Here is a 22,461-nt window from a genome sequence, read left to right on the forward strand (position 1 = left end):
TAAAAAAAGGTCTTTTATATAAATAAAAGACCTAAGAAATGGAGCAATACGGAGCGCAACATTCAAAGAGCAGGGTTCGCAACAGCTCACCCGATAACATATCCCGCCATTGGTTAAGGGCCGATGGCAGAGACAACAACAGTTCTGATAGCCGAAGCCGCTTGCGGAGCAACCACCAGCTCGGCCCGGCGATAGAGTGAGCCAAGCAGCTCCAACCCCTGATGCCAGTCCCCATGACCTGACTGGGCATTGATATGGCCCGCCTCACCGGCATCGAACAGCGGCACCTGCCACTGACGGCTCCAGTATTCGGCCCGTTCAAAGCTCATCCAGGGATCATTGCGGCTGGCCACCAGCTGGGCCGACACCTGCAGCGGCCCGGCCAAGGCCTCATCCGCAATGCCAAAACGGGCGGGATCGGCGGGCGCCACCAGAAAGATCGAGGCCACCTTCTCCGGCTGCAAGCGGGCCGCCGCAATGGCAGTCAGCGCGCCAAAAGAGTGAGCCACCAGATGGACCCGGCTGCGGCGACGTTTCAGCTTGCTCGCCAGCTTGGCACTCCAGACCCTGAGGTCCGGCTTGTCCCAAGGTAGCCCGGTCATCCGCTGCCATTGGGGAAAATGATCGTGCCAGCGGCTCTGCCAGTGATCCGGCCCACTGTTGTGCAGACCGGGAACCAGGAGGATCTTGTTCATCTTGGTGCTCCTATCGGCTGGCACAGGGGCCAGTTCAGTGATGGATAACGAAGCTATCAACGACCCGGCTGATAGATCTGGTCAAACAGACCGCCCTGGGCGAAGTGTTTCTTCTGGGCTTTCTCCCAATCCCCTTCCAGATCCTTGACGGTAAAGAAGGTAAGCTGCGGGAACTGGGCTGCCGTCTCCTTCAGGATCGCCGGGTTGCTGGGGCGATAGTGATGTTTGGTGACGATATGCTGCCCCTCGTCAGAGTAGAGATAATCGAGATAGGCCTTGGCCACCGCTTCGGTACCGTGCTTCTTGGCCACCTTGTCCACCACCGCGACCGGCGGCTCTGCCAGAATGGAGACCGAAGGCACCACCAGCTCGAACTTGTCGCTGGCCCCCGCCTGACCAAGCACCAGCAGGGCTTCGTTCTCCCACGCCAGCAGCACGTCACCGAGACCGCGCTCGGTAAAGCTGGTGGTGGCACCGCGGGCGCCTGAGTCCAGCACCTTCACGTTCTTGAATAGATCGCCGACAAACTGCTTGGCCCCCTCTTCACTGCCGCTCTTCTTCAGGGCATAGCCCCAGGCGGCCAGATAGTTCCAGCGTGCCCCGCCGGAGGTCTTGGGATTGGGAGTCACGATGGCGACATCCTTGCGCACCAGATCATCCCAATCCTTGATCTGCTTGGGATTGCCCTTGCGCACCAGGAAGACAATGGTGGAGGTATAGGGCGAGGCGTTGTTGCCGAGTCGGCTCTGCCAGTCGGCAGCGGTCAGCCCCGCCTTGGCGATTGCGTTGACATCGTAGGCCAGCGCCAGCGAGACCACGTCGGCCTCCAGTCCATCCACCACGGCGCGGGCCTGCTTGCCGGAGCCACCGTGAGACTGGCTCACCACCACGTCGTCGCCGGTTTTGGCCTTCCACTCCTTGGCAAAGGCGGCGTTGTACTCCTGAAACAGCTCGCGGGTCGGATCGTAAGAGACGTTGAGCAGGCGGATCTCGGCGGCATTGGCCTGACCAAATGCCAGCAGAGAGAGCAGGGTCAGGGCGGTCATTCGCAGTTTCATGGTGATACTCCATATCTTGTTGGGTTGAGAACAGCATGCCGTGGAGTTGTTATGCCCAGAAGAAAGAAATAACTCTTTGCTTATCTCTTTTGCTCATATCAACTCAGCCACCCGCACCGGGAGCCGGACGCAGACTCTGTGAGCCATGCCCCTCTGGCCCCTTGCTCGCTGTGCCATCATGGGAACAAGGCAGGCAGATGACGAAAAGGAAGTCGTTATGTGGATCAATGCAGAACCGGTCAACGGAGCCCTGGTCTCGCTGGCCATCGGCCTCATCATCGGACTGGAGCGGGGCTGGCAGGTGCGCCAGCTGGGGGATAACCAGCGCATCGCCGGAATGCGTACCTACGGCCTCATCGGCCTGCTCGGCGGGGTATGCGGTTTGCTGCTGCCGACTCTGGGCCCCTGGCTGCCGCAGCTCGGCCTGCTGGCGGTGGTGATCGGCTGCGGCCTCTCGGTCTGGCTGGCTCAGCGCTGGCAAGGGGAGTTCGGCCTCACCAGTTCGGTAGCTATGCTGCTCACCTATCTGCTGGGGCTGATGTCGGTACTGCTGAGCCCGAGCGAGGCGGTGGCCTGCGCCGTGCTGGCCGCCCTGTTGATGGGTTTGAAGGGGCAGATCCAGCAAGGGATGCTGTTTTTGAGCGAAACCGAGTTCCACGCTACCTTGCGCTTTCTGCTTATCTCGCTGGTGCTGCTGCCGGTGCTGCCCAACGAGGAGATGGGTCCTCTCGATGCCTTCAACCCATTCAAGATCTGGCTGATGGTGGTGGTGATCGCCGGCATCTCGTTTTGTGGCCACTTCGCGGTGCGGCTGCTCGGCACCCGCGCCGGGCTGGTGCTCACCAGCATACTGGCGGGACTGGCCTCCTCCACCGCCCTCACCCTGCAGTTCGCTCGCCTCAACAAGGAGCAGGGCGGGCTGGAGCGACTGCTGGCTACCGGCATCCTGCTAGCAGGGGCCACCATGTGGCTACGGCTGCTGGTGCTGGTACTGCTCATTCACAGCGAACTGGCGATGCGCCTCGTCGCCCCCCTGTTGCTGCTGGCCACCACTGTCTACGGCTTTGCCTTCTGGTTCTGGCGCCAGCGCGAGGAGCTGACCGACAGCCCGGTACAGCCGGAAACCAGCAACCCGCTCGATCTGGCCACCGCCATCAAGTTCGGCCTGCTGCTGGCGCTGATCGGCTTTATGGCCACCCTGTTGCAGAGCAAGGTGGGCAACTCCGGGGTCTACCTGCTGGCGCTGGTGTCAGGGATCACCGACGTGGACGCCATCACCTTGTCGCTCTCCCAACTCTCCCATAAAGAGCTGGCACTGGAGGTGGCCGCTCGCGGCATCCTGCTCGCCGGGCTGGTCAACTCGCTGGTGAAGGGGCTGCTGGCTCTCGGCATCGGTGGTCGCAGTCTGGGACTGCGGGTGCTGCTCCCCTACTTCGTCTCGGCCCTGCTGATCCTGCCCCTCGTCTGGCCCGCAGGTTGACCGGGATCACCTGCAACAAGTGACAGACTGACGGCGCCCCTGACAGTCACGTATACTGCCTGCTCTTGCAGCATGGGGAGGTAGCAATGGCGAGCGACTGGGACAAGATACTGGCAGGCGGGGCCCTGGATAGCCAGAGCGAGGAGATAGCGAACGACCGGATCCGCGGTCAGGCGCTGTTGGCCCGGCTCAATGGTTCATCGGCAGGCGATGCCCCTCTGCGCCAGCAGATCTGCCGCGAGCTGTTCGGCCACTGCCCCGACTCCTGCTGGATCAGCACGCCGTTTACCTGCGAGTTTGGCCGCAACATCCATATCGGCGAGAAGACCTTCTTCAACTTCAACGTCACCATTCTCGACGTGGGCGAAGTACACATCGGCAGCAATGTGCTGCTGGCCCCCAACGTGCAGATCTACACCGCCACCCACACCATGAACTATCTGGAACGACGCAACTGGACTGCCTACAACAAGCCGGTACGGATCGGTGATGACTGTTGGATTGGCGGCGGCGCCATCATCTGCCCCGGCGTCACCATAGGGCCGCGCTCCATCATTGGCGCCGGCGCCGTGGTCACTCGCGACATCCCGGCCGACTCGGTGGCGGTGGGCAATCCGGCCAAGGTGATCCGCAAACTCAAGCAGGATGAGGAGCGCTGCTGGGAGCTGGCCCAGTGATGGCGCTGGCACTGCTGCCACTGGGCGCCGCCCTCTGGCTCGGCCTCGGCGAGCAGCAGTGGTGGCCGCTGGCAGTGCTGCTCACCATGAGTCTGATCACGGTGGCCGCCTACGCCTGGGACAAGCGGCAGGCGGTGCGCGGTGAATGGCGCATTCCCGAATCCCGCCTTCACCTGCTGGAGCTGTGCGGTGGCTGGCCGGGCGCTCTGGTGGCCCGCCAGTGGCTGCGTCACAAGACCCAGAAGCGCAGCTACCGGCTGGTCTTCTGGTTTATCGTGCTGCTGCACCTCACCCTGTGGGCGCTCTGGCTTGGCCGGCCACTCTGGCAGCAATAGCCAACTGCATCACAAAGGGACAATGGGCCCCATTGCGGCCGCCCGGCGGCTGTGAGAAAACAGAGCAGACCTCATCAGCGTTTTCGCCGTTTATAGACGACAAGGAGTCGTGACATGACCATGTGGACAGGCATAGTCCTGATCGTATTTATCAGCCTATTGTTCGGATATCTCGGCAAGCGGGCCCGCTATCAGATGGGGGATGCCCGCATCACCGACCGCCTCGGCAAGCAGGATATGATCATCAGAGAATTGCAGGAGCGGATCGCCAATCTGGAGGCGATCGTCATCGAAGAGGAGAAACGGCGCCCGTTTCGGGAGTTGTGATTTTTTCACCGCCAGGTTTCAGATACAGAGAGGGCTGCACGATGCAGCCCTCTCTTGTTTCAGCAGACTCAGATTGCCAGCGGCAGCAACTCGGCATAGTCGCGGATCGCCGGAAAAGCGGTGATGCTCTGCTCCGGCTTGCAGCTGTCCGGATTCTGGATCGCCAGCTGATAGCCGATGCCATAGTCGGCGGCAGCCCGCAGGATCCGCTCGCTATCATCCACAAACAGGGTGCGGGCCGGATCGAACGCCAGCTGCTGTGCCAGTGCCTGCCAGCAGTGCTGGCTCTCCTTCGACCAGCCCAGCTCGTGGGTACTCACCATCAGATCCAGATGGTTGCTTAGTCCCAGCTGCGCATCCTTCACCGACAGACTGGCGGGGTGGGCATTGGTGAAAAGCACCAGCTGCTTGCCCGCGGCGCGCAGCTCGGCCAGAAAGGGGATGGCGTGGGGACGCCACTGGATCTTCGCCAGCAGCTCCTGCTTGAGGGCACGAATATCGAGCCCCAGGGTCTCGCTCCAGTAATCCACGCAGTACCAGTTGAGGGTACCGTTGACGGCGTGATAGTGGACATCGATCTGCGCTTTGGCTTCATCCAGCGGCAGACCGAGCCGCTCGGCGTAACGCTCCGGCACCAGTTGCTGCCAGAGGTGGTTGTCAAAATGCAGATCGATCAGGGTGCCATCCATATCGAGCAAGACGGTATCTATCTGGTGCCAGGGCAAGGTGGTGGAGCAGGAGTGTGACATCGGGCCTCTTGATCGCGGATCTCGGAAAACGGGGCGGCAGTATAACGGATTTTTCCTCCCCCTTTCCCCTCCCTGCCCCGTGGTGTTCGGTGTGGGAGTCGTTTACTCTTGAAGCACGATTTTTTAACGAGCAGCCAGCGTCCGATGAGCGACCCCCACAAGAGCAAACCCGAGCACATCTCAGCCGACCAACTGGATCATCCCAAGAGCAAACCGGAGATCCTCAAGGCCGATATCGTGGCCGAGAGTCGGCTGTTCAGAGTGGAGTCCCTCCACCTCAAATTCTCCAACGGCGAAGAGCGGGTCTACGAGCGGATGCGCGGCGGCAATCGTGGCGCCGTCATGGTGGTGCCGCTGTTCGATGAGCAGACCCTGCTACTGGTGCGCGAATATGCCGCCGGCACCCACTCCTACGAGCTGGGCTTCCCTAAAGGGCTGATCGACCCGGGCGAAGATGCCTTCGAGGCTGGCAACCGGGAGCTGATGGAGGAGGCGGGCTTTGGCGCCAACAGCCTCACCCTGCTCAAACAGGTGTCGCTGGCACCGGGTTACTTCTCCAGTCGGATGGACATTTTACTGGCGCGGGATCTCTTCCCCGAGCAGCGGATCGGCGACGAGCCTGAACCCCTCGAGGTGATCCCCTGGCCCCTCAACCGGATCGACGAATTGCTGGCGCGACCCGACTTCACCGAGTCGCGCAGCATCAGTGCCCTGCTCTTGGCCCAGAAGTGGCTGGCGGAGCAGGCAGAGTAGCCCGCAGACGGGCAGTTAACAGACAGAGGATAACGAGATGCAGGAGTTGTTGGCCTGGGTGCCGGGGGTCAAGGAGATTGCCCGCGAAGCCGGAAGGATCCTTCACGACATCTATCATGGCGGTCAGTTCGAGCGTCAGCTGAAGGAGGATGCGACCCCGGTCACCAGTGCCGATCTTGCTGCCGATGCCTACCTCAAACAGGCACTGTCGGCGCTCACTCCCCACGTTCCCGTGCTGACCGAAGAGGCGGCCGACATCCCCTTCAGCCAGCGATCCAACTGGCGGCAGTACTGGCTGGTGGATCCTCTCGACGGTACAGGTGAGTTCATCGCGGGTAGCGGCGACTTCGCCACCCTGATCGCCCTGGTGCGGGACAATGTGCCGGTGCTCGGGGTCATCTACGCTCCCGAGTCCAACGTGCTTTACTGGGCGGTGCGCGGCTACGGCGCCTTCAAGGAGGTGAATGGCGAGGTACTGCCCATCAGCGCCATGCATCACGAGCATGACCAGCCCGACTCGCTGGTAGTAGCCATCAGCCGCCGCCAGAAGCTGGAGAACCTCACCCGCCGCCTCAACCCGGCCATCAACTACGAGCTGATCCCGCTTGGTTCCAGCTCCCTCAAATCCTGTCTGGTGGCGGAAGGTGCGGCAGATTGCTACGTGCGGCTCGGCCCCACCGGCGAGTGGGACACCGCCGCCGCCCAGTGCATCGTCGAGGCGGCCGGTGGCCGCATCCTCAGCCTGGCGTTGCAGCCACTCAGTTACAACGAAACCGAGTCGCTGGAAAACCCTGACTTTATCGTGATGGGGGATCCGGATCTCGCCTGGGGCAACATTCTGGCCCACTAGACGGATAGCGATATCATCACACCAGACAAGCAGGCGGCCCGATAGCCGCCTGCTTTTTCAGGGAAGTTGCCCCGGGTGATGACCGGAGTGATCCGCTGGTCAAGGCGCTCTTGAACAGCGTGATACGCTGGCAAAGCGGCAAAATGATAGTGAAACATCACAATCGGTCGGCGAGAAATGGTGCGATTTTTCACGTAATTCTGAAAACACCTGATTAGCCAAAATAAAAAAACGAGTGAAGATCAAATTTTGGTTTTATATTTCACAAAAATAACCATTGTCAGTTTTGTTGCATTCTGTGATCCAGATTCCATTCCCAATCTCGCTGGCTAAACCCCGCAATGGCAGTGATATGTTTCAGTCTCGCCTTTTGAGAATTAAATCCCGATAAACCACAATGAACTCAGATTAAAACACTAACAAAAAGTGAATTAGTAATGAGTTTATCTGTAGAGGCTACCAAGGAGCTATCCGGTTCCTGCTCCACCACTGCCAGCACCACCCGCTGGCGCCGTCACGACACCCACTGGGTTATCAGCCTGTTTGGCACCGCCGTTGGCGCCGGCATCCTGTTCCTGCCCATCAATCTGGGTCTGGGCGGCATCTGGCCCCTCGTTATCGTCGCGGTACTGGCAGGCCCCATGACCTTCCTCGCCCACCGCGGGCTGGCGCGCTTCGTGCTCTCCTCGTCACGCCCCCACGCCGACTTCACCGAAGTGGCAGAGGAGCATTTCGGCAAAATGGCCGGTCGCCTCATCTCGGCGCTCTACTTCCTCTCCATCTTCCCGATCCTGCTCATCTACGGGGTCGGGCTGACCAACACGGTGGAAAGCTTTATGGTCAACCAGCTCGGCATGGCGACCCCGGATCGGGTGATGCTCTCCGGCGTGCTGGTGTTCGCCATGATCGCCGTGATGCTGGCGGGTGAGAAAGCGATGCTGCGCGCCTTCGCCTTTATGGTCTATCCGCTGGCGGCCATTCTTGCGGCCCTCTCCTGCTACCTGATCCCTCAGTGGCAGTGGCCGGAAGTGACCGCGTTTGAGGGGGTCAGCTTCCTCAATACCGTCTGGCTGGCACTGCCGGTCACCGTGTTCGCTTTCAGCCACGCCGCCGCCATCTCCGGCTTTGCCAACGTGCAGCGTCGTGAATATGGCGAGCAGGCAGAAGCCAAGAGCGGCCTGATCCTGCGCAACACCACAGTGATGCTGGTGGGCTTCGTGCTGTTCTTCGTCTTCTCCTGCGTGCTGAGCCTCTCGCCAGCCCAGCTGGCCGAAGCCAAGGCCCAGAACGTCTCTGTGCTCTCCTATCTCGCCAACATCACCGACAACCCGGTGATCGTGACTCTGGGGCCACTCATCGCCTTTATCGCCATCAGCTCCTCCTTCCTCGGCCACTTCCTTGGTGCCCGCGAAAGCCTGAAAAGCCTGATCGCCAAGCCCACCGGTCTGCCGCTGGCCAAGGCGGACAAACTGGGTATCGCCCTGATGTTCTTCGCCATCTGGGGTGCCGCCGTCATCAACCCGGGCATTCTGGGACTGATGGAGACCCTCTCCGGCCCGGTCATCGCCATGATCCTGTTTATCATGCCGGTGATTGCCATCTACAAGGTGGAGGCGCTGGCCCGCTTCCGTCACGGCTGGACCAACGGCTTTATCCTGCTGACCGGTTCGCTGGCGGTATCGGCGCTGATCTTCAGCCTGTTGAAGTAACGACTCGCAGCAGAAACCAAAAAAGAGAGGCGACCTTGGGGTCGCCTATCTTGTCTCTGTTCGGGTGTGAACTCAGCCCAGCTTGGCGCCGTTCTCCACCGCCTGCTCGGGGATGGCCATCACTACGGCGCCATCCGGCCGATAGAAACCTGTCAGCAGAAACTCCGACTGAAACGGGCCGATCTGCTTGGTCGGGAAGTTGACTACGGCGATGATCTGGCGGCCCACCAGCTGCTCTGGCTGGTAGAGAGCGGTGATCTGGGCGCTGCTCTTGCGAATCCCCAGTTCAGGGCCAAAATCCGCCCATACCTTGTAGGCCGGTTTGCGCGCCTCGGGGAACGGCTCGACCCGCACCAGAGTGCCCACCCGGAGCTCCACCATCTCGAAATCCTGCCAGCTAATCGTCTCCATTTCGGCTCCTGTTTATCATGCACCTTGCATGACCCGCAGCATGGCCCAAAGAGAGCATCCCGTCTTCGGCGATCAGCCGTTTCGTTATGGCAAGTGGCCGTTTTGCTGGCGCCAGAGGGACGGAGTGAGCCCGGTCTCACTCAGGAAGCGCTCGCTGAAGGCCCCCTGATTCTGGTAACCGCAGCGGCTGGCAATCTCGCCAACGGGCAGTTGCGTACCGGCAAGCAGGGTTCGCGCCAGTGCCATGCGCCGACTGCGAATGTAGTGGGAGACGCTCACCCCCAGCTGCTGGCGAAAGGCGAGCTTGAACTGGCTCTGGCCAAGGCAGGCGATGGCGGCGAGTTGCTGATTGGTCAGCGGGGCGGCGAGGTTGGCCTCAATATGGCGCTGCACCTTGAGGATGCGGGCGGCAAGGCGCGGTGTGGCAGCGCTCTGCATCCCCTGCCCTTCCGCCAGCAGGGAGAGCCACACCTGCTCCATACCCGCCACCTGCCGCCCCTCGGCCACCATGCTGTGCAGAAAAGCGAGGTAGTGGCGCTGGGGCTCATCCAGCTCGATAAAGGGGCGGGCCGCCAGATCGCCGGGCAGCCAGTCGCTCTCCTGCACCAGAAACGAGAGCGCCGGATCGGCGGCGTAGTCGTGCCGCTCGCCGGGAGCGATGATGCAGGCAGAACCGGGGGCAAGCCGGCGCCCCCGGCCCTGCACCTCGATCTCGAGGGGGCCGTCGAGGGGGATCACCAGCTGGGCAAAGTCGTGACTATGGCTGCAGACATGGTGGTGATAGTGGCGCAGGCTGAAGCGGGACATGGCAGATAGCAATGACGCGGCCAGGGCCGCGTCATTGGGGGTTATTCCTTGTCGAAATCTTCGATCTCTTTGCCCAGCGCTTCCATGATGGCGCGCGCTTCGGCCGGGACGCTGTCCGGTTGATCCTTGCGCAAATCTTCGTCGCAAGGGAGCGGCTGGCCGGTGAAAGCGTGCAGGAAGGCTTCACAGAGCAGCTCGCTGTTGGTCGCATGACGCAGGTTGTTCACCTGACGGCGGGTGCGCTCATCGGTCAACACTTTCAACACCTTGAGCGGGATCGAGACGGTAATCTTCTTGACCTGTTCGCTCTTCTTACCGTGTTCCGCGTAGGGGCTGACGTAGTCGCCGTTCCACTCTGTTCCCATGACTCACCTGTTCTCATTTAGCCGTGAGCGCGGATTTTAACCCTTAAGGAAATTAATGGCAATCCAACAGCAAAGCCATTTAGACGTCTGGAAGTGTTGACGGCTTTTTTAAGCTGGCGTAGTGTGATTGTCCATGAGCCCGCAATGGCGGGATGGCGCGTGGCAGCAAGATGCCGGCGTGTGAAGAGACATCAAGGAGAGTGATATGACCCACAAGGCCACCCTGGCGGTTCGCACCGGGATTGAGACAGACCAGCAACACGGTGCCGTGGTGCCGCCTATCTACCTCTCCAGCAACTACACCTTTGCCGACTTTGGCGAGCCCCGTCAATACGATTATGCCCGATCCGGCAATCCGACCCGCACCAATCTGGCGGACGCGCTGGCGGCGCTGGAAGGGGGCGCTGGCGCCGTGGTTACCGGCACCGGCATGGGTGCCGTCCATCTGGTCACCACAGCACTGCTCAAGGCGGGGGATCTGCTGATCGCCCCCCACGACTGCTACGGCGGCACCTGGCGTCTGTTTGAGTATCTGGCGGCCAAGGGCCACTACCGGGTGCAGTTTGTCGATCAGGGTGACGAGGCCGCTCTGGCCGCCGCGCTGGCGCAAAAGCCTGCGCTGGTATGGGTCGAGACCCCCTCCAACCCGCTGCTGCGGGTGGTGGATATCAGCGCCATCGCCAGCGCCGCCCACGAGGTGGGTGCACAGGTGGTGGTGGACAACACCTTCCTCTCCCCCCTGCTGCAACAACCCCTGGCCCTCGGTGCCGACGTGGTGGTGCACTCCACCACCAAGTACATCAACGGTCACTCAGACGTGGTGGGCGGAGTGGCGATTGCCAAGGAGACAGCACTGGCCGAGTCGCTGGTGTGGTGGGCCAACTGTCTGGGGCTCACCTCCGGGGCGTTCGACTCCTACCTCACCCTGCGCGGTCTGCGCACTCTGGCCCCCAGATTGCGCACCCATCAGGAGAACACCGATCGCATCCTCGCCTTCCTGCAACAGCAGCCGCTGGTGAAACGCATCTATCACCCCAGCCTGCCGAGCCATCCGGGCCACGATATTGCGCGCCGTCAACAGTCCGGCTTCGGCGCCATGCTAAGTTTTGAACTCGATTGCAGCGAAGCGGGCATTCGTGCCTTCCTCGCGGCCCTCACCCTCTTCTCGGTGGCCGAGTCCCTCGGCGGGGTGGAGAGTCTGGTGGCCCATCCGGCCAGCATGACCCACAGGGCCATGACCACGGCGGCGCAGCAGGCAGCAGGCATCAGCGCCCAGCTGCTGCGGTTGTCGGTCGGTATTGAACACGGTGAAGACCTGGTGGCCGATCTGGCTCAGGCTTTTGAACAGGCGCAGCAGGCAGAACAGGTAGCGAAGTAATGGAACAGCAGCAACAAGGAGAGATCGCGGTGGCCACAGAAGCAGGATTGAAGCGGCGTCACGTCCACAAATTTGGTGGAAGCAGTCTGGCGGATCCGGTCTGTTATCGCCGGGTCGCCAGTATCGTTGAACAACAGGTGGGCGGGGATGAACTGATCGTGGTCTCCGCCGCAGGCAAGACCACCAACCGGCTGATCCAGCTGGTGGAGCTGGCCGAAGCGGGGGACGAAGCCGCCGGTGAAGCCATCTCGGCCCTGCAGGCCTATCAGCAGAGCCTGATCGACGGCCTGCTGGAGGGTGAACTGCAGCTCGATCTGAGCAAGCAGCTGGCCGACGACATGCAGCTGATCGCCAAAACGCTGGAGGGACAGTTTGATCGCTTCGCCCGCAACGGCCTGCTCGCTTTTGGCGAAGTGTGGTCGGCGCGCCTGCTGGCAGCCCTGCTCACCAGCCGCGGCGACAAGGCTATCTGGCTCGATGCCCGCAGTTTCCTGCGCGCCGAGGATGGCGCTCTGGTCAAGGTGGATACCGCCCTCTCCAGCGAGCTGCTCAAGGCGCGACTGGCGGAGCATGCCGGTCGCATCGTGGTAACCGGCTTTATCGCCGCCGACATGGAGGGGCGCTCCCTGCTGCTCGGTCGCAACGGTTCCGACTACAGCGCCAGCCTGTTGGCACTGCTAGCGGACGGCGAATCCACCACCATCTGGAGCGACGTGGCCGGTGTCTACAGCGCCGATCCGCGCCGGGTGAAGGAAGCGCGCCTGCTGGAGCGGCTGAGCCTCGCGGAAGCCAACGAGCTGGCCCGTCTCGGCTCCTCGGTGCTGCACTCGCGCACCCTGCAACCGGTGGCCGACAGCCGCCAACGCCTCACCCTGCGCTGCAGCTACAACCCGGACGAGGGCTGCACCCACATCCTGCGCCGCGCCCCCCGCTCCGGTGGCGCCCGCATCGTCTCCTCAGTGGATCAGATCGCCCTCATCGAGCTGAAGGTGCTGCCGCAAACCAACTATGAGCAGACGGTGGCCACCATCGAGGCCCATCTGGCCCGCCACCGCCTCAACCCGCTCACCCTGCAGCGCCAGCCGGATCGCCGGATCCTGCGCCTCGCCTACACCCTCGAAGTGGCACAAGGCGCCTTCGAGCTGCTGCGCGACTTCCAGCTGCAAGGGAGCTTCACCGGCCTCATTCAGAAAGAGGGGGTCAGTCTGGTGGCGCTGGTCGGCGCCGGTGTCACCGACAACGCAGAACAGTGTCATCGCTTCTATCAGCTGCTGGCAGATCAACCACTGGAGTTCGTACAGGTGGCCCGAGATGGCCTGAGTCTGGTGGCCGTGCTGCGTCAGGTAGTGCTGGAGCCGCTGCTCATCGCCCTGCACAGCGCCCTGTTCAGCCGCCCGACCCGGGTCGGACTGGTGGTGTTCGGCAAGGGCAATATCGGCGGCCACTGGCTGAGCCTCTATGCCCGCGAAAAGGCACGGCTCGAACATGAGCTCAATCTGGCGCTCACCCTCTACGGGGTGTTCAGCTCGGAAGGGGGCCTGCTCGATGAAGAGGGGCTCAACCCCCTCAAGGTACAGGACAACTTCAATCCCAAGCCGCTGATCTGGCCGGAGTTGTTCTCCCAACTTGAACAGCACAGCTTCGATGCGCTGATTGCGCTGGACATGACCGCCAGCGAAACGGTGAGCCGCTACTACCCGGATTTTGCCCAGCTCGGCATTCACATCATCGCCGCCAACAAGTTTGCCGGTGCCGCCGACAGCGAGTTCTACCAGCGCATCAAGCAAACCTGCCGCGACCATCAGGTGCGGTGGCGCTACAACGCCACCGTGGGTGCCGGGTTGCCAATCCAGTCCAGCATCCAGATGCTGCGCCAGAGCGGCGACCGCATTCAGGGGGTCTCCGGCATCTTCTCCGGCACCCTCTCCTGGCTGTTCCAGCAGTATGATGGCACCCGCCCCTTCTCCGAGTTGGTGGACGAGGCGTGGCAGCACGGCCTGACCGAACCGGATCCCCGCGAAGATCTCTCCGGTCAGGATGTGCGGCGCAAGCTGCTTATTCTGGCGCGGGAAGCAGGCTTTGAGCTCGACTCCGCCGATATCGAGCTGGAAAATCTGGTGCCCGTTCCGCTGCGCAAGGTGACCGCCGATCAGTTCATGGACAGACTGAAAGAGCTGGATGGCCCGATCCAGACCGCCTTCGAAGGGGCCAAGCGCCTCGGCAAGGTGCTGCGCTACGTCGCCCGCTTTGAGCATGACGGCAAGGCGCGGGTCGGACTGGAGGCGCTGGAGCCCCATCACCCGTTTGCCAACCTCTTGCCGTGCGACAACATCTTCGCCATCGAGAGCGACAGCTACCGCACCAACCCACTGGTGATCCAGGGGCCGGGGGCGGGTCGGGAAGTGACCGCCGCCGCTATACAGTACGATCTGTGGCAGATCTGCGCCAGCCTCTAAGGCAGATTGCAAAGGGAGCAGCACCTCTCCCCCGCGCACAATAAAAAAGCCCGAGTCGATGACTCGGGCTTTTTGCTGAATGCCGCTTCGATTAGGAGAAGCAGGCCTGCAGCACGTAGAAGATCGCGATAGCCAGAATGGCACCGGCAGGCAGGGTGATGATCCAGGAGACCACGATGTTGCGCAGTACCCCCAGATTCAGCGCCGCAATACCGCGCGCCAGACCGACACCCATCACAGCACCGACCAGGGTCTGGGTGGTGGAGATGGGCAGACCGGTACCGGAGGCAATCACTACGGTCGCGGCAGTCGCCAGCTGGGCGGCAAAACCACGGCTCGGGGTCAGGTGAGTGATGCCGGTACCGACCGTCGCCATCACCTTCTCGCCCATGGTCGCCAGACCGATCACGATACCGATACCGCCGAGGGGCAGGATCCACCAGGCAATGGCTGCCTGACTGGAAATCTCGCCACCGGAAGCCACGATAGAGGCCACCGCAGAGAGCGGGCCAATGGCGTTGGCCACATCGTTGGAGCCGTGGGCAAAGGCCATGGCACAGGCGGTGATCACCATCAGGATGCCGAACACCTTCTCCACGTTGGCGAAGTGCATCTTGCTGTCATCCTGCGGGTTGTACTTCTGACCGCGAATGTAGATCCAGCCGGCAAACGCCACTGCGATGGAGATGGCGATGGAGAGCAGAATGCCCTCGCCATCGCTCAGGTGCAGACCGACGTGGGTCAGCCCCTTCTTGATGGTCACCAGACAGATCACCAGCGCAGTCAGGAACATGTAGAACGGCACATAGCGCTTGGCGTTGTTCAGGGGATCATCGGTGTTGAAGATAAGCTTCTGCACGCTGATGAACATGAAGTAGGCGATGACACCTGAGATGGCCGGGGTGATGACCCAGGAGCCGACGATGCCGCCAAACTTGCTCCACTGCACCGCTTCCGGGCCAATGCTCACCACCGCAAAACCGACGATGGCGCCGATGATGGAGTGAGTGGTGGAAACAGGCCAGCCGAAGTAGGAGGCGAGGATCAACCAGGCGCCGGCCGCCAGCAGGGAGGCTATCATGCCGAGCACCAGCAGGTCCGGACTATCGACAAACGCATTGCTGTCGATGATGCCGTTACGGATGGTGGCCGTCACTTCGCCACCGGCCAGATAGGCACCGGCAAATTCGAAGATCATGGCAATGATGATCGCCTGACGGATGGTCAGGGATTTGGTGCCGACCGATGTTCCCATGGCGTTGGCCACGTCATTCGCGCCAATGCCCCAAGCCATCAAAAAGCCGAACAAGGCCGCCACGAGCACCAGAGTGGTGCCGTAATTCGCGATAATGTCCATTAGTAGTGTTTACCCAGTCAGTCGATTACGAACGAGCCAGCATCAGTTCCAGACGGGCGCCTACGCGCTCGGCCTGATCTGCCAGGTCACCTACCCATTCGAGGATCTTGTAAAGGAACATCACATCGATCGGATTGTAATTGTGCTCAACAGCTTGCAGCTGTTGGCGCAGTCCGATCTGCATGGTGTCTGTATCGTCCTCGATCAGATCCAGCTGATGGATCATCTCGGCAACCATTTCCACTTCCCGTCCTTTGAAGCCGGTCTCGAGCAGCTCGTCGAGCTCCCCGATCGCTTTCTCGGCCTGAGCGGTCGCATCAATACAACGTTTGAGGTAAGCCATGAAATCCGTCCGCATTTCGGCGGGGAACTCCATGCGACGACCAAGCATGCGGCCGGAGATATCCTTGGCACGGTTGGCAATCTTGTCTTGCTGGGTCAACAGCTCCAGCAGGTCGGTACGTGCAACCGGTAGGAACAGGCCGCGAGGCAGTTTCAGACGGATTTCACGCTTGAGGGTATCTGCCTCTTTTTCCAGCTGGGCGATCTGCTGCCGGATCTTCTCGGCATCTTCCCAACGGTCTTCGGCAACGGCGTCAAAGAAGGGAACCAACTGCTGGGAGCACTGGTGAACCTTGACGATATGCTTCTGCAGCGGCTTGATGGGGGACTTGGCAAAAAGCCCCAAAATAGTATTTACTGGCATGGCCAAACCTGTGTCGGTGAAAAAACACTCGATACGATTTTATGAGGCGCGCATGGTAACCGAACTGCGCCCTCAATTAAACCGCGAATTAATCTAGTCGTCTCGCGGGCATTATATCCCCGCGACCCGAATCCTGCCCCCCAAAGTTGCCTGCCAGCCCGGAATGACTATGCAAACTGAGATCGAGATAAAGTTTTTTGTCGCCCGCGACATTCAAGCCGAGTTATCCAACCTGCTGAATTCTCTTGAGATTAAAGAATCGTCACAACAGCAGCTCGGCAACGTCTATTTCGATACGCCGACCTTGGCTCTGCGCCAGCTGGAGATGGGACTGCGCATTCGCCGCTGCGATGCCTTTGCCGAACAGACCATCAAATGCCGCGGTCAGGTGGTGGGCGGCCTGCATGCCAGACCCGAGTACAACGCCCCTGTCAGCGGCGATCTGCCGACCCTCTCGGCCTTTCCCGATGAAATTTGGCCGACCCTGACCGAGCGTGACCACATTCAGCAGCAGCTGGTCGCCCAGTTTCGCACCGACTTCCTGCGCCGCCACTGGCTGATCGTCTTCGAGGGGGCCGAGATTGAGCTGGCCTGGGATCAGGGAGAGATAGTCGGCAGTCAGGGCAACACCACCATCAACGAGCTGGAACTGGAGCTCAAATCAGGCGCTACCGCGGCGCTGTTTGCACTGGCCCGGCGCCTTGCCAGGATCGGCGGGCTGCGCCTTGGCGCCCAATCCAAGGCCCAGCGCGGCTATCGACTGGCCGGGCTCGGCAAACCGCTGGCTCTGCAGGCGCTGGTCGAACATGAAGGTATGGATGGTATAACGGGGGTAAGCGAGGGGCTGCGCCACTGGCAGCATCACGAGCAGCTCTGGCTGGAGCATCCTCAGGATAAAGGCATTCAACAGCAGGCACTCGCGGCCCTGTACCAGGGGATCGATCTGGTCGCCCGCAGTGCGGCCGCGCTGCCACAACCAGCGCGCTGGCTACCCGCCCTGACCAACCTGCAAGCCCATCTGCAAGCCCAGTCGGACGAGCATGACGAGTGGCCTGCCGAGCTGGCCGATCTCTTCCCCTATCCGGCGTATGTCGAGTTGCAGCTGGCCATCGCCGCACGGCTGCATCACGCAGCCTGAGCGTGGCCATACCGGTACTAAAGGTCGGAAATAAAGACCGGAAACAAAAGCCGAAAACAAAACGGGTGAGCCTTGGCTCACCCGTTTTGCATTACAGCAGGTTGAGCTGCTGCATGGCGCTGCGAATGCGCTCGCGAGTCGCCTCCGACAGCGGCATCACCGGCAGTCGGCACTCCTCGCTGCAGAAACCGAGCAGGGAAGCGGCATATTTGGCACCGGCCGGGCTCGGCTCGGCAAACATCGCCTGATGGAGCGGAATCAGCTGGTCTTGCAGCTCACGCGCTTCTTGCCACTTGCCAGCCAGCGCCAAACTTTGAACCTCGGCCACCAGCTTGGGCGCCACGTTGGCGGTCACCGAGATACAGCCCTGACCACCGCCGATGTTGTAAGCAACCGCAGTGGCATCCTCACCGGAGAGCCAGGCGAAAGGCTTTTTGATCAGCTGGCGCTCGGTCCAGGGGCGCGCCAAGTCGCCGGTGGCATCTTTCACCCCGGCAATGCGCGGCAACTCGGCCAGACGGGCCAGAGTGGCGGGCTGCACATCGACAATGGCGCGCGGCGGGATGTTGTAGACAATGATCGGCTTGGCGGTGGCGTCGTGGACCGCCTTGAAGTGGTGGTAGAGCCCCTCCTGATTGGGGCGGTTGTAGTAACCGGCCACATGCAGAGTGGCATCAGCCCCCACCCGCTCGGCATGGAGGGTGTACTCGATGGCTTCGACCGGATTGTTGGAGCCCGCTCCGGCAATCACCGGAATACGGCCAGCGACCTGTTTGACCACCAGCTCCACCACCCGGCAGTGCTCGTCGTGGGTCAGGGTCGGACTTTCCCCCGTGGTGCCCACCGGCACAATGCCGTGAGTGCCCTGCTCGATATGCCACTCCACCAGACGCAGCAGCGCCTCTTCATCCAGCTTTCCCTGTCGAAACGGGGTGATCAACGCAACGATTGAACCTTGAAACATGGGATCTCCTTCTCCTAAATGACGCGCATATGGCAATAAAAAACCCCGGTACGATGTGCGCAACCGGGGTTTGAAGCTTCTCAGGGATGAGAGGTTACGCGCGAACGTCGGCAGGCCCGAATTTCAGGCTTTTTTTGTGCTTTCGTTTCAACCCGTTGAACCGCATTTCGTCATCTCTGGTCAAAAAATGGTGTCTGGGCATATTTCGGGAACACGGCATAAATGTCAAGGCGAAAGGGGCTATGTATAATGGCCGCCCAAAATTGCGTGGAGAGACCCGATGAGCAGCCCTATCAGTGCCGTCAGCCAGATGCTGGAACGAAACCAAGCCCTCTTTGTCGGCAAGCGGCTACTTGTCTGTGGCGCGCTGGAGGATGACTACCCCCGCCAGCTGGCGAGCCTGGCCCGGACCCTGACCGTCTTTACCACCGATTACTGCTACTACCGCAGCCAGCAGGCCGCCCTCGGCGAGGCTATCCTGTTCGACCACCAGCTCGGTGGCGCCCCCCGCTTCGATGCCCTGTTGCTGCTGATGCCCAAGGCCAAGGCTGAGGCACAATATCTGCTGGCCATGATGACCCCCTTGCTGGAAGCGGGTGCCGATCTCTTCCTCGCCGGTGAAAACCGCGGCGGCATCAATGGCGCCGACAAGCTGCTGGCCCCCTATGGCGAAAAGCCGATCAAACGTGACTCGGCGCGCCGCTGCTCGCTCTATCATGGCGAGCTGAGCAAACCGGTCGCCCCGTTCGATCTGGATAGCTGGTTTGGCCGCTACCAGTGCAAGGCCGGTGATACCGAGCTGACCGTGCTGGCACTGCCCGGCGTCTTCAGCGCCGCCGAGCTGGATCTCGGCACCCAGATGCTGCTGGCCGCCGTGCCACCGATGACGGGCGAATTGCTCGATTTCGGTTGTGGCGCCGGGGTGATTGGGTCTGTGCTGGCCAAGCGCAATCCGGATCTGCGGGTCAACATGGTGGATATCAGCGCGCTGGCGCTCGAATCGAGCCGCCGCACCCTGGCGATCAACGGTCTGCAGGGCAAGGTCACCGCTTCCGATGTCTATTCGGATATCTCCACCCGTTTCCAGCACATCGTCTCCAACCCGCCATTCCATGCGGGTCTCAAAACCTTCTATGCGGCAACCGAGCAGTTCCTGACCAAGGCGCCGGAATTTTTGCTGCCAAATGGTTCGCTGACCATTGTTGCCAACGCCTTCTTGCGCTACCAGCCTATACTGGAGACACACTTCAAACGGACTGAAGTGATCAGCAGTGATGCCAAATTCAAGGTCTATCTGAGCAAAATGTAAATAAGTGTAAGCCGCACAATAAAACAGCTAGAGAGCGCCATCCGGCATCTGATAAGGTATTAAGCACACGATAAAAACCACCCCTTTAGGGGTGTTTTTATACCGAACATTGAAAACCTTTTCATGTTGTTAATTCAGGGAGAGAAATACGATGGCAGGCATTTTGACCATGATCCTGGCTGGTGGCGAAGGTACTCGCTTGCAGCCTCTGACCACCACCCGCAGCAAGCCTTCCGTCCCCTTCGGTGGCAGCTACCGGCTGATCGACTTTGTCCTCAACAACTTCGTCAACGCCGACTTTCTGCGCATCTATGTACTGACCCAATTCAAATCCCAGTCCCTCTACCTGCACATGAAGAAGGGCTGGAATATCGTCGGCATCACCGACCGCTTTATCGATCCCATCCCGGCCCAGATGCGGATGGGCAAACGCTGGTATGACGGCACCGCCGACGCCATCTACCAGAACCTCGGCTTTATCGAGCGGGCCGAACCGGATCATGTCTGCATCTTCGGCTCCGACCACATCTACAAGATGGATGTGAGCCAGATGGTCACCTTCCACAAGCAGAAGAACGCCGCCATGACAGTCGCCGCCCTGCGCATGCCCATCGAAGAGGCGAGCGCCTTCGGGGTGATCGAGGTCGATACCGAAGGGCGGATGATCGGCTTTCAGGAAAAGCCGAAGCAGCCCAAGCACATTCCCGGCGATCCGGCCCAGGCGCTGGTCTCCATGGGCAACTACATCTTCGAGACCGATGCGCTCTGCCGCGAGTTGAAGCGGGATGCCGCCGAGGAGAACTCCAGCCACGACTTTGGCAAGGATGTGATCCCGAGCCTCTACCCGCGCGCCCCCGTCTATGTCTATGACTACAGCACCAACGTCATCCCCGGCGAGAAACCGCACGTCTACTGGCGGGATGTGGGCACCCTCGACTCTTATTGGCAAGCGCACATGGACTTGGTGGCCGACAATCCCCCCTTCTCCCTCTATAACCGCAAGTGGCCCCTGCACACCCACTATCCGGCGCTGCCGCCTGCTACCTTCATCGACAGCGACGAGTGCAAGGTGAAGATCGCCAACTCGCTGATCTCCGCCGGTTGCTTCATTCAGGGCAGCCAGATCCAGCGCTCCATCCTCGGTTTCCGCTGCAATATCGGCGCGTGCAGCCATATCAGTGAGTCCGTGCTGCTGGGGGATGTGAAGATTGGTGAAGGGTGCTCCATCCGGCGCGCGATCATTGATAAAAATGTTGAAATTGCGCCCGGCACCGTTATCGGTGAAAATCTGGACCACGATAGAGAGCGATTTACCGTATCCGAAGGCGGTATCGTGGTGGTACCTAAGGGAGCAAGAGTTGGCTATTAACCCACTGAAAATCCTGTTTGTTGCCTCGGAGGTTGAGGGGCTGGTCAAGACCGGGGGCCTGGCCGATGTCGCCAGAGCCCTGCCGATGTACCTGGCCCAGAAGGGGCATGATGTCAGGATCATGTTGCCCTTCTACAAGACGATAAAGCGACGGGATGAGGCCAGATTAGTGGCGTCACGCTGGTTGCCAACCCACCCTGGGCTGCCGGATATCGGTTATCGCATCTACCAGATGGAGCTGGATGGCGTCTGCGTCTATCTGCTCGACTGCCCGCAATATTTCGATCGTCCCCAGCTCTACGCCGAGAACAATCAGGCCTATCCGGATAATGGCGAGCGCTTTGCCTTCTTCTCGGCTGCGGCCCTCCATGCCTGCGAGCAGCTTGGCTTTGCCCCGGATATCGCCCACTGCAATGACTGGCACACCGGCCTGCTGCCACTGCTGCTGAAAACCCGCCACGCTCACAACCCCTTCTTCCAGCAGACCCGCAGCGTGATCAGCATTCACAATGCGGCGTTTCAGGGGGTGTTTGGCCGCGAGCAGTTCTGGGCCATGCCCGAGATCGCCGACTACGAACGCCGCATCAACTACGACTACGGCCACGTCAATCTGCTCAAATGCGGGGTGCTCTACGCCGACAAGATCAATGCGGTCAGCCCCAACTATGCCCAGGAGCTGCTGACTCACCTCGGCGCCCACGGCATGGCACATATCTTCCAGCAACGGGCGGCGGATCTCTGCGGCATCCTCAACGGCTGCGACTACAAGGACTGGGATCCTGAGTTCGACGAATTCCTGCCTGCGACCTACAGCATCGACAACATGGCTGGCAAACAGATCTGCAAAGAGAGCCTGCAACAGGAGGCGGGGCTGGCCGTGGCGGACTTGCCCATCTACGGCATGGTTTGCCGCCTGACCGAGCAAAAGGGCGTTCCCCTGCTGCTCCCTGCGTTGGAGAAATTCCTCCACCATCAGGTACAAGTGGTGATCGTCGGCTCTGGCGATCCTGCGCTCGCCACGCAACTGCAAACCATGGCCCGGGATTATCCGGGCAAGCTCGCCTTCATCAACACCTATGACGATCGGCTGGCTCATCTGGTCGAAGCCGGTGCCGACTTCTTCCTGATGCCCTCGCTGTTCGAGCCTTGCGGCCTCAACCAGATGTACAGTCTCGCCTATGGCACCCTGCCACTGGTGCGGGCCGTGGGTGGTCTGAAAGATACCGTGGTGGATTGGGATGCAGATCCCGAGCATGCCACCGGCTTCTGCTTCAACGATCCGACTGCCGCTATCCTGCTCGATACCATGCGTCGCAGCCTGCTCTATTTTCTGCAGGACAAAGAGCGCTTTGCCAAGGTGCAGCGCAATGCCATGAGTACCCGCTTCAACTGGCCTGACTCGGTCACTCAGTATGAACGGATGTATCAGAGCGCATTGGGCCGTTACTGAATGCCAAACGTCAGCTAATTGCTGAAGTTTTGTACCCTTGGCGCCACTTTGGGCGTCAACAGCGAAAAAAGTCCCCTTTGGCTGTTGACGCTCCCCCAAAACTCTATAGAATCCCCCT

Annotated in this window: 22 protein-coding genes; 13 read left to right on the forward strand and 9 right to left on the reverse strand. The window is 60.8% G+C overall.

The window, feature by feature from the left end:
* Positions 1-113: 113 nt before the first annotated feature.
* Together AB5Y99_RS15695 and AB5Y99_RS15700 are read right to left on the reverse strand one after the other, a co-directional pair.
* Positions 114-695, reverse strand: a complete 582-nt coding sequence (locus AB5Y99_RS15695; RefSeq protein ID WP_368210095.1) for an RBBP9/YdeN family alpha/beta hydrolase — start codon at positions 693-695, stop codon at positions 114-116.
* A 56-nt stretch (positions 696-751) separates the two neighbouring features.
* Complete coding sequence (locus AB5Y99_RS15700) at positions 752-1,753, reverse strand: sulfate ABC transporter substrate-binding protein (protein ID WP_201944712.1); 1,002 nt, start codon at positions 1,751-1,753, stop codon at positions 752-754.
* A 217-nt stretch (positions 1,754-1,970) separates the two neighbouring features.
* Between AB5Y99_RS15700 and AB5Y99_RS15705 the strand changes: the two genes are divergently transcribed.
* From AB5Y99_RS15705 to AB5Y99_RS15720, 4 genes are all read left to right on the forward strand, one after another.
* The gene (locus tag AB5Y99_RS15705; protein WP_368210097.1) at positions 1,971-3,233 is read left to right on the forward strand and encodes an MgtC/SapB family protein; all 1,263 of its coding nucleotides are present in this window, start codon (positions 1,971-1,973) and stop codon (positions 3,231-3,233) included.
* Positions 3,234-3,319: 86 nt separating this feature from the next.
* Positions 3,320-3,910, forward strand: coding sequence for a sugar O-acetyltransferase (locus AB5Y99_RS15710; RefSeq protein ID WP_368210098.1), 591 nt, complete (start codon positions 3,320-3,322; stop codon positions 3,908-3,910).
* Positions 3,907-4,245 carry a DUF1294 domain-containing protein gene (locus AB5Y99_RS15715; protein WP_058056501.1) on the forward strand — a complete coding sequence of 113 codons (339 nt, stop codon included), beginning with the start codon at positions 3,907-3,909 and terminating at the stop codon, positions 4,243-4,245. The genes AB5Y99_RS15710 and AB5Y99_RS15715 overlap by 4 nt, the downstream gene beginning before the upstream one ends.
* A gap of 114 nt (positions 4,246-4,359) precedes the next feature.
* Positions 4,360-4,572 carry a hypothetical protein gene (locus tag AB5Y99_RS15720; RefSeq protein ID WP_040067337.1) on the forward strand — a complete coding sequence of 71 codons (213 nt, stop codon included), beginning with the start codon at positions 4,360-4,362 and terminating at the stop codon, positions 4,570-4,572.
* Positions 4,573-4,640: 68 nt separating this feature from the next.
* Here AB5Y99_RS15720 and yrfG read toward each other — a convergent pair whose 3' ends face one another.
* The gene (gene yrfG, locus AB5Y99_RS15725; RefSeq protein ID WP_058056502.1) at positions 4,641-5,321 is read right to left on the reverse strand and encodes a GMP/IMP nucleotidase; all 681 of its coding nucleotides are present in this window, start codon (positions 5,319-5,321) and stop codon (positions 4,641-4,643) included.
* A gap of 144 nt (positions 5,322-5,465) precedes the next feature.
* Here yrfG and nudE point away from each other — a divergent pair, with 144 nt between their 5' ends.
* The 3 genes from nudE to AB5Y99_RS15740 all read left to right on the forward strand — a co-directional run bounded on the left by nudE (position 5,466) and on the right by AB5Y99_RS15740 (position 8,633).
* A complete protein-coding gene (gene nudE / locus AB5Y99_RS15730) occupies positions 5,466-6,074 on the forward strand; it encodes an ADP compounds hydrolase NudE (protein WP_058056503.1) in 609 nt (202 codons plus the stop codon).
* A gap of 37 nt (positions 6,075-6,111) precedes the next feature.
* Positions 6,112-6,924: a 3'(2'),5'-bisphosphate nucleotidase CysQ gene (cysQ, locus tag AB5Y99_RS15735; protein ID WP_005357849.1), complete on the forward strand. Its 813-nt coding sequence runs from the start codon at positions 6,112-6,114 to the stop codon at positions 6,922-6,924.
* A 437-nt stretch (positions 6,925-7,361) separates the two neighbouring features.
* Complete coding sequence (locus AB5Y99_RS15740; protein WP_128834888.1) at positions 7,362-8,633, forward strand: aromatic amino acid transport family protein; 1,272 nt, start codon at positions 7,362-7,364, stop codon at positions 8,631-8,633.
* A gap of 72 nt (positions 8,634-8,705) precedes the next feature.
* On the opposite strand, the gene AB5Y99_RS15745 is transcribed toward AB5Y99_RS15740, so the two are convergent.
* The 3 genes from AB5Y99_RS15745 to metJ form a co-directional block, all read right to left on the reverse strand.
* On the reverse strand, positions 8,706-9,044 hold the full coding sequence (locus AB5Y99_RS15745) for a tRNA-binding protein (protein WP_033113988.1): 339 nt from the start codon (positions 9,042-9,044) through the stop codon (positions 8,706-8,708).
* 84 nt (positions 9,045-9,128) lie between these two features.
* Positions 9,129-9,851, reverse strand: a complete 723-nt coding sequence (locus AB5Y99_RS15750; RefSeq protein WP_368210101.1) for a helix-turn-helix domain-containing protein — start codon at positions 9,849-9,851, stop codon at positions 9,129-9,131.
* Positions 9,852-9,892: 41 nt separating this feature from the next.
* Positions 9,893-10,216, reverse strand: a complete 324-nt coding sequence (gene metJ, locus AB5Y99_RS15755; protein WP_005340251.1) for a met regulon transcriptional regulator MetJ — start codon at positions 10,214-10,216, stop codon at positions 9,893-9,895.
* 205 nt (positions 10,217-10,421) lie between these two features.
* On the opposite strand from metJ, the gene metB reads away from it, so the two are divergent.
* Positions 10,422-11,594 carry a cystathionine gamma-synthase gene (gene metB / locus AB5Y99_RS15760; protein ID WP_368210102.1) on the forward strand — a complete coding sequence of 391 codons (1,173 nt, stop codon included), beginning with the start codon at positions 10,422-10,424 and terminating at the stop codon, positions 11,592-11,594.
* Complete coding sequence (locus tag AB5Y99_RS15765) at positions 11,594-14,050, forward strand: bifunctional aspartate kinase/homoserine dehydrogenase II (protein ID WP_368210103.1); 2,457 nt, start codon at positions 11,594-11,596, stop codon at positions 14,048-14,050. The genes metB and AB5Y99_RS15765 overlap by 1 nt, the downstream gene beginning before the upstream one ends.
* 91 nt (positions 14,051-14,141) lie before the next feature.
* Here AB5Y99_RS15765 and AB5Y99_RS15770 read toward each other — a convergent pair whose 3' ends face one another.
* Both AB5Y99_RS15770 and AB5Y99_RS15775 read right to left on the reverse strand, forming a co-directional pair.
* Positions 14,142-15,407, reverse strand: coding sequence for an inorganic phosphate transporter (locus tag AB5Y99_RS15770; RefSeq protein ID WP_005343043.1), 1,266 nt, complete (start codon positions 15,405-15,407; stop codon positions 14,142-14,144).
* Positions 15,408-15,432: 25 nt separating this feature from the next.
* The gene (locus AB5Y99_RS15775) at positions 15,433-16,113 is read right to left on the reverse strand and encodes a TIGR00153 family protein (RefSeq protein WP_005340244.1); all 681 of its coding nucleotides are present in this window, start codon (positions 16,111-16,113) and stop codon (positions 15,433-15,435) included.
* A gap of 169 nt (positions 16,114-16,282) precedes the next feature.
* Here AB5Y99_RS15775 and AB5Y99_RS15780 point away from each other — a divergent pair, with 169 nt between their 5' ends.
* Positions 16,283-17,251: an inorganic triphosphatase gene (locus tag AB5Y99_RS15780; RefSeq protein ID WP_368210105.1), complete on the forward strand. Its 969-nt coding sequence runs from the start codon at positions 16,283-16,285 to the stop codon at positions 17,249-17,251.
* 91 nt (positions 17,252-17,342) lie between these two features.
* On the opposite strand, the gene dapA is transcribed toward AB5Y99_RS15780, so the two are convergent.
* On the reverse strand, positions 17,343-18,215 hold the full coding sequence (gene dapA / locus AB5Y99_RS15785; protein ID WP_201914314.1) for a 4-hydroxy-tetrahydrodipicolinate synthase: 873 nt from the start codon (positions 18,213-18,215) through the stop codon (positions 17,343-17,345).
* A gap of 280 nt (positions 18,216-18,495) precedes the next feature.
* Between dapA and rsmC the strand changes: the two genes are divergently transcribed.
* The 3 genes from rsmC (at position 18,496) to glgA (ending at position 22,343) form a co-directional block, all read left to right on the forward strand.
* Positions 18,496-19,524, forward strand: coding sequence for a 16S rRNA (guanine(1207)-N(2))-methyltransferase RsmC (gene rsmC / locus AB5Y99_RS15790; protein ID WP_368210106.1), 1,029 nt, complete (start codon positions 18,496-18,498; stop codon positions 19,522-19,524).
* Positions 19,525-19,675: 151 nt separating this feature from the next.
* A complete protein-coding gene (glgC, locus tag AB5Y99_RS15795; protein ID WP_139439847.1) occupies positions 19,676-20,893 on the forward strand; it encodes a glucose-1-phosphate adenylyltransferase in 1,218 nt (405 codons plus the stop codon).
* Positions 20,883-22,343: a glycogen synthase GlgA gene (gene glgA, locus AB5Y99_RS15800; RefSeq protein ID WP_005343039.1), complete on the forward strand. Its 1,461-nt coding sequence runs from the start codon at positions 20,883-20,885 to the stop codon at positions 22,341-22,343. Before glgC ends, glgA begins: the two co-directional genes overlap by 11 nt.
* Positions 22,344-22,461: the final 118 nt, after the last annotated feature.

This window comes from Aeromonas sp. R4-2, from assembly GCF_040908295.1.
Taxonomy (GTDB): Bacteria; Pseudomonadota; Gammaproteobacteria; order Enterobacterales; family Aeromonadaceae; genus Aeromonas; species Aeromonas veronii.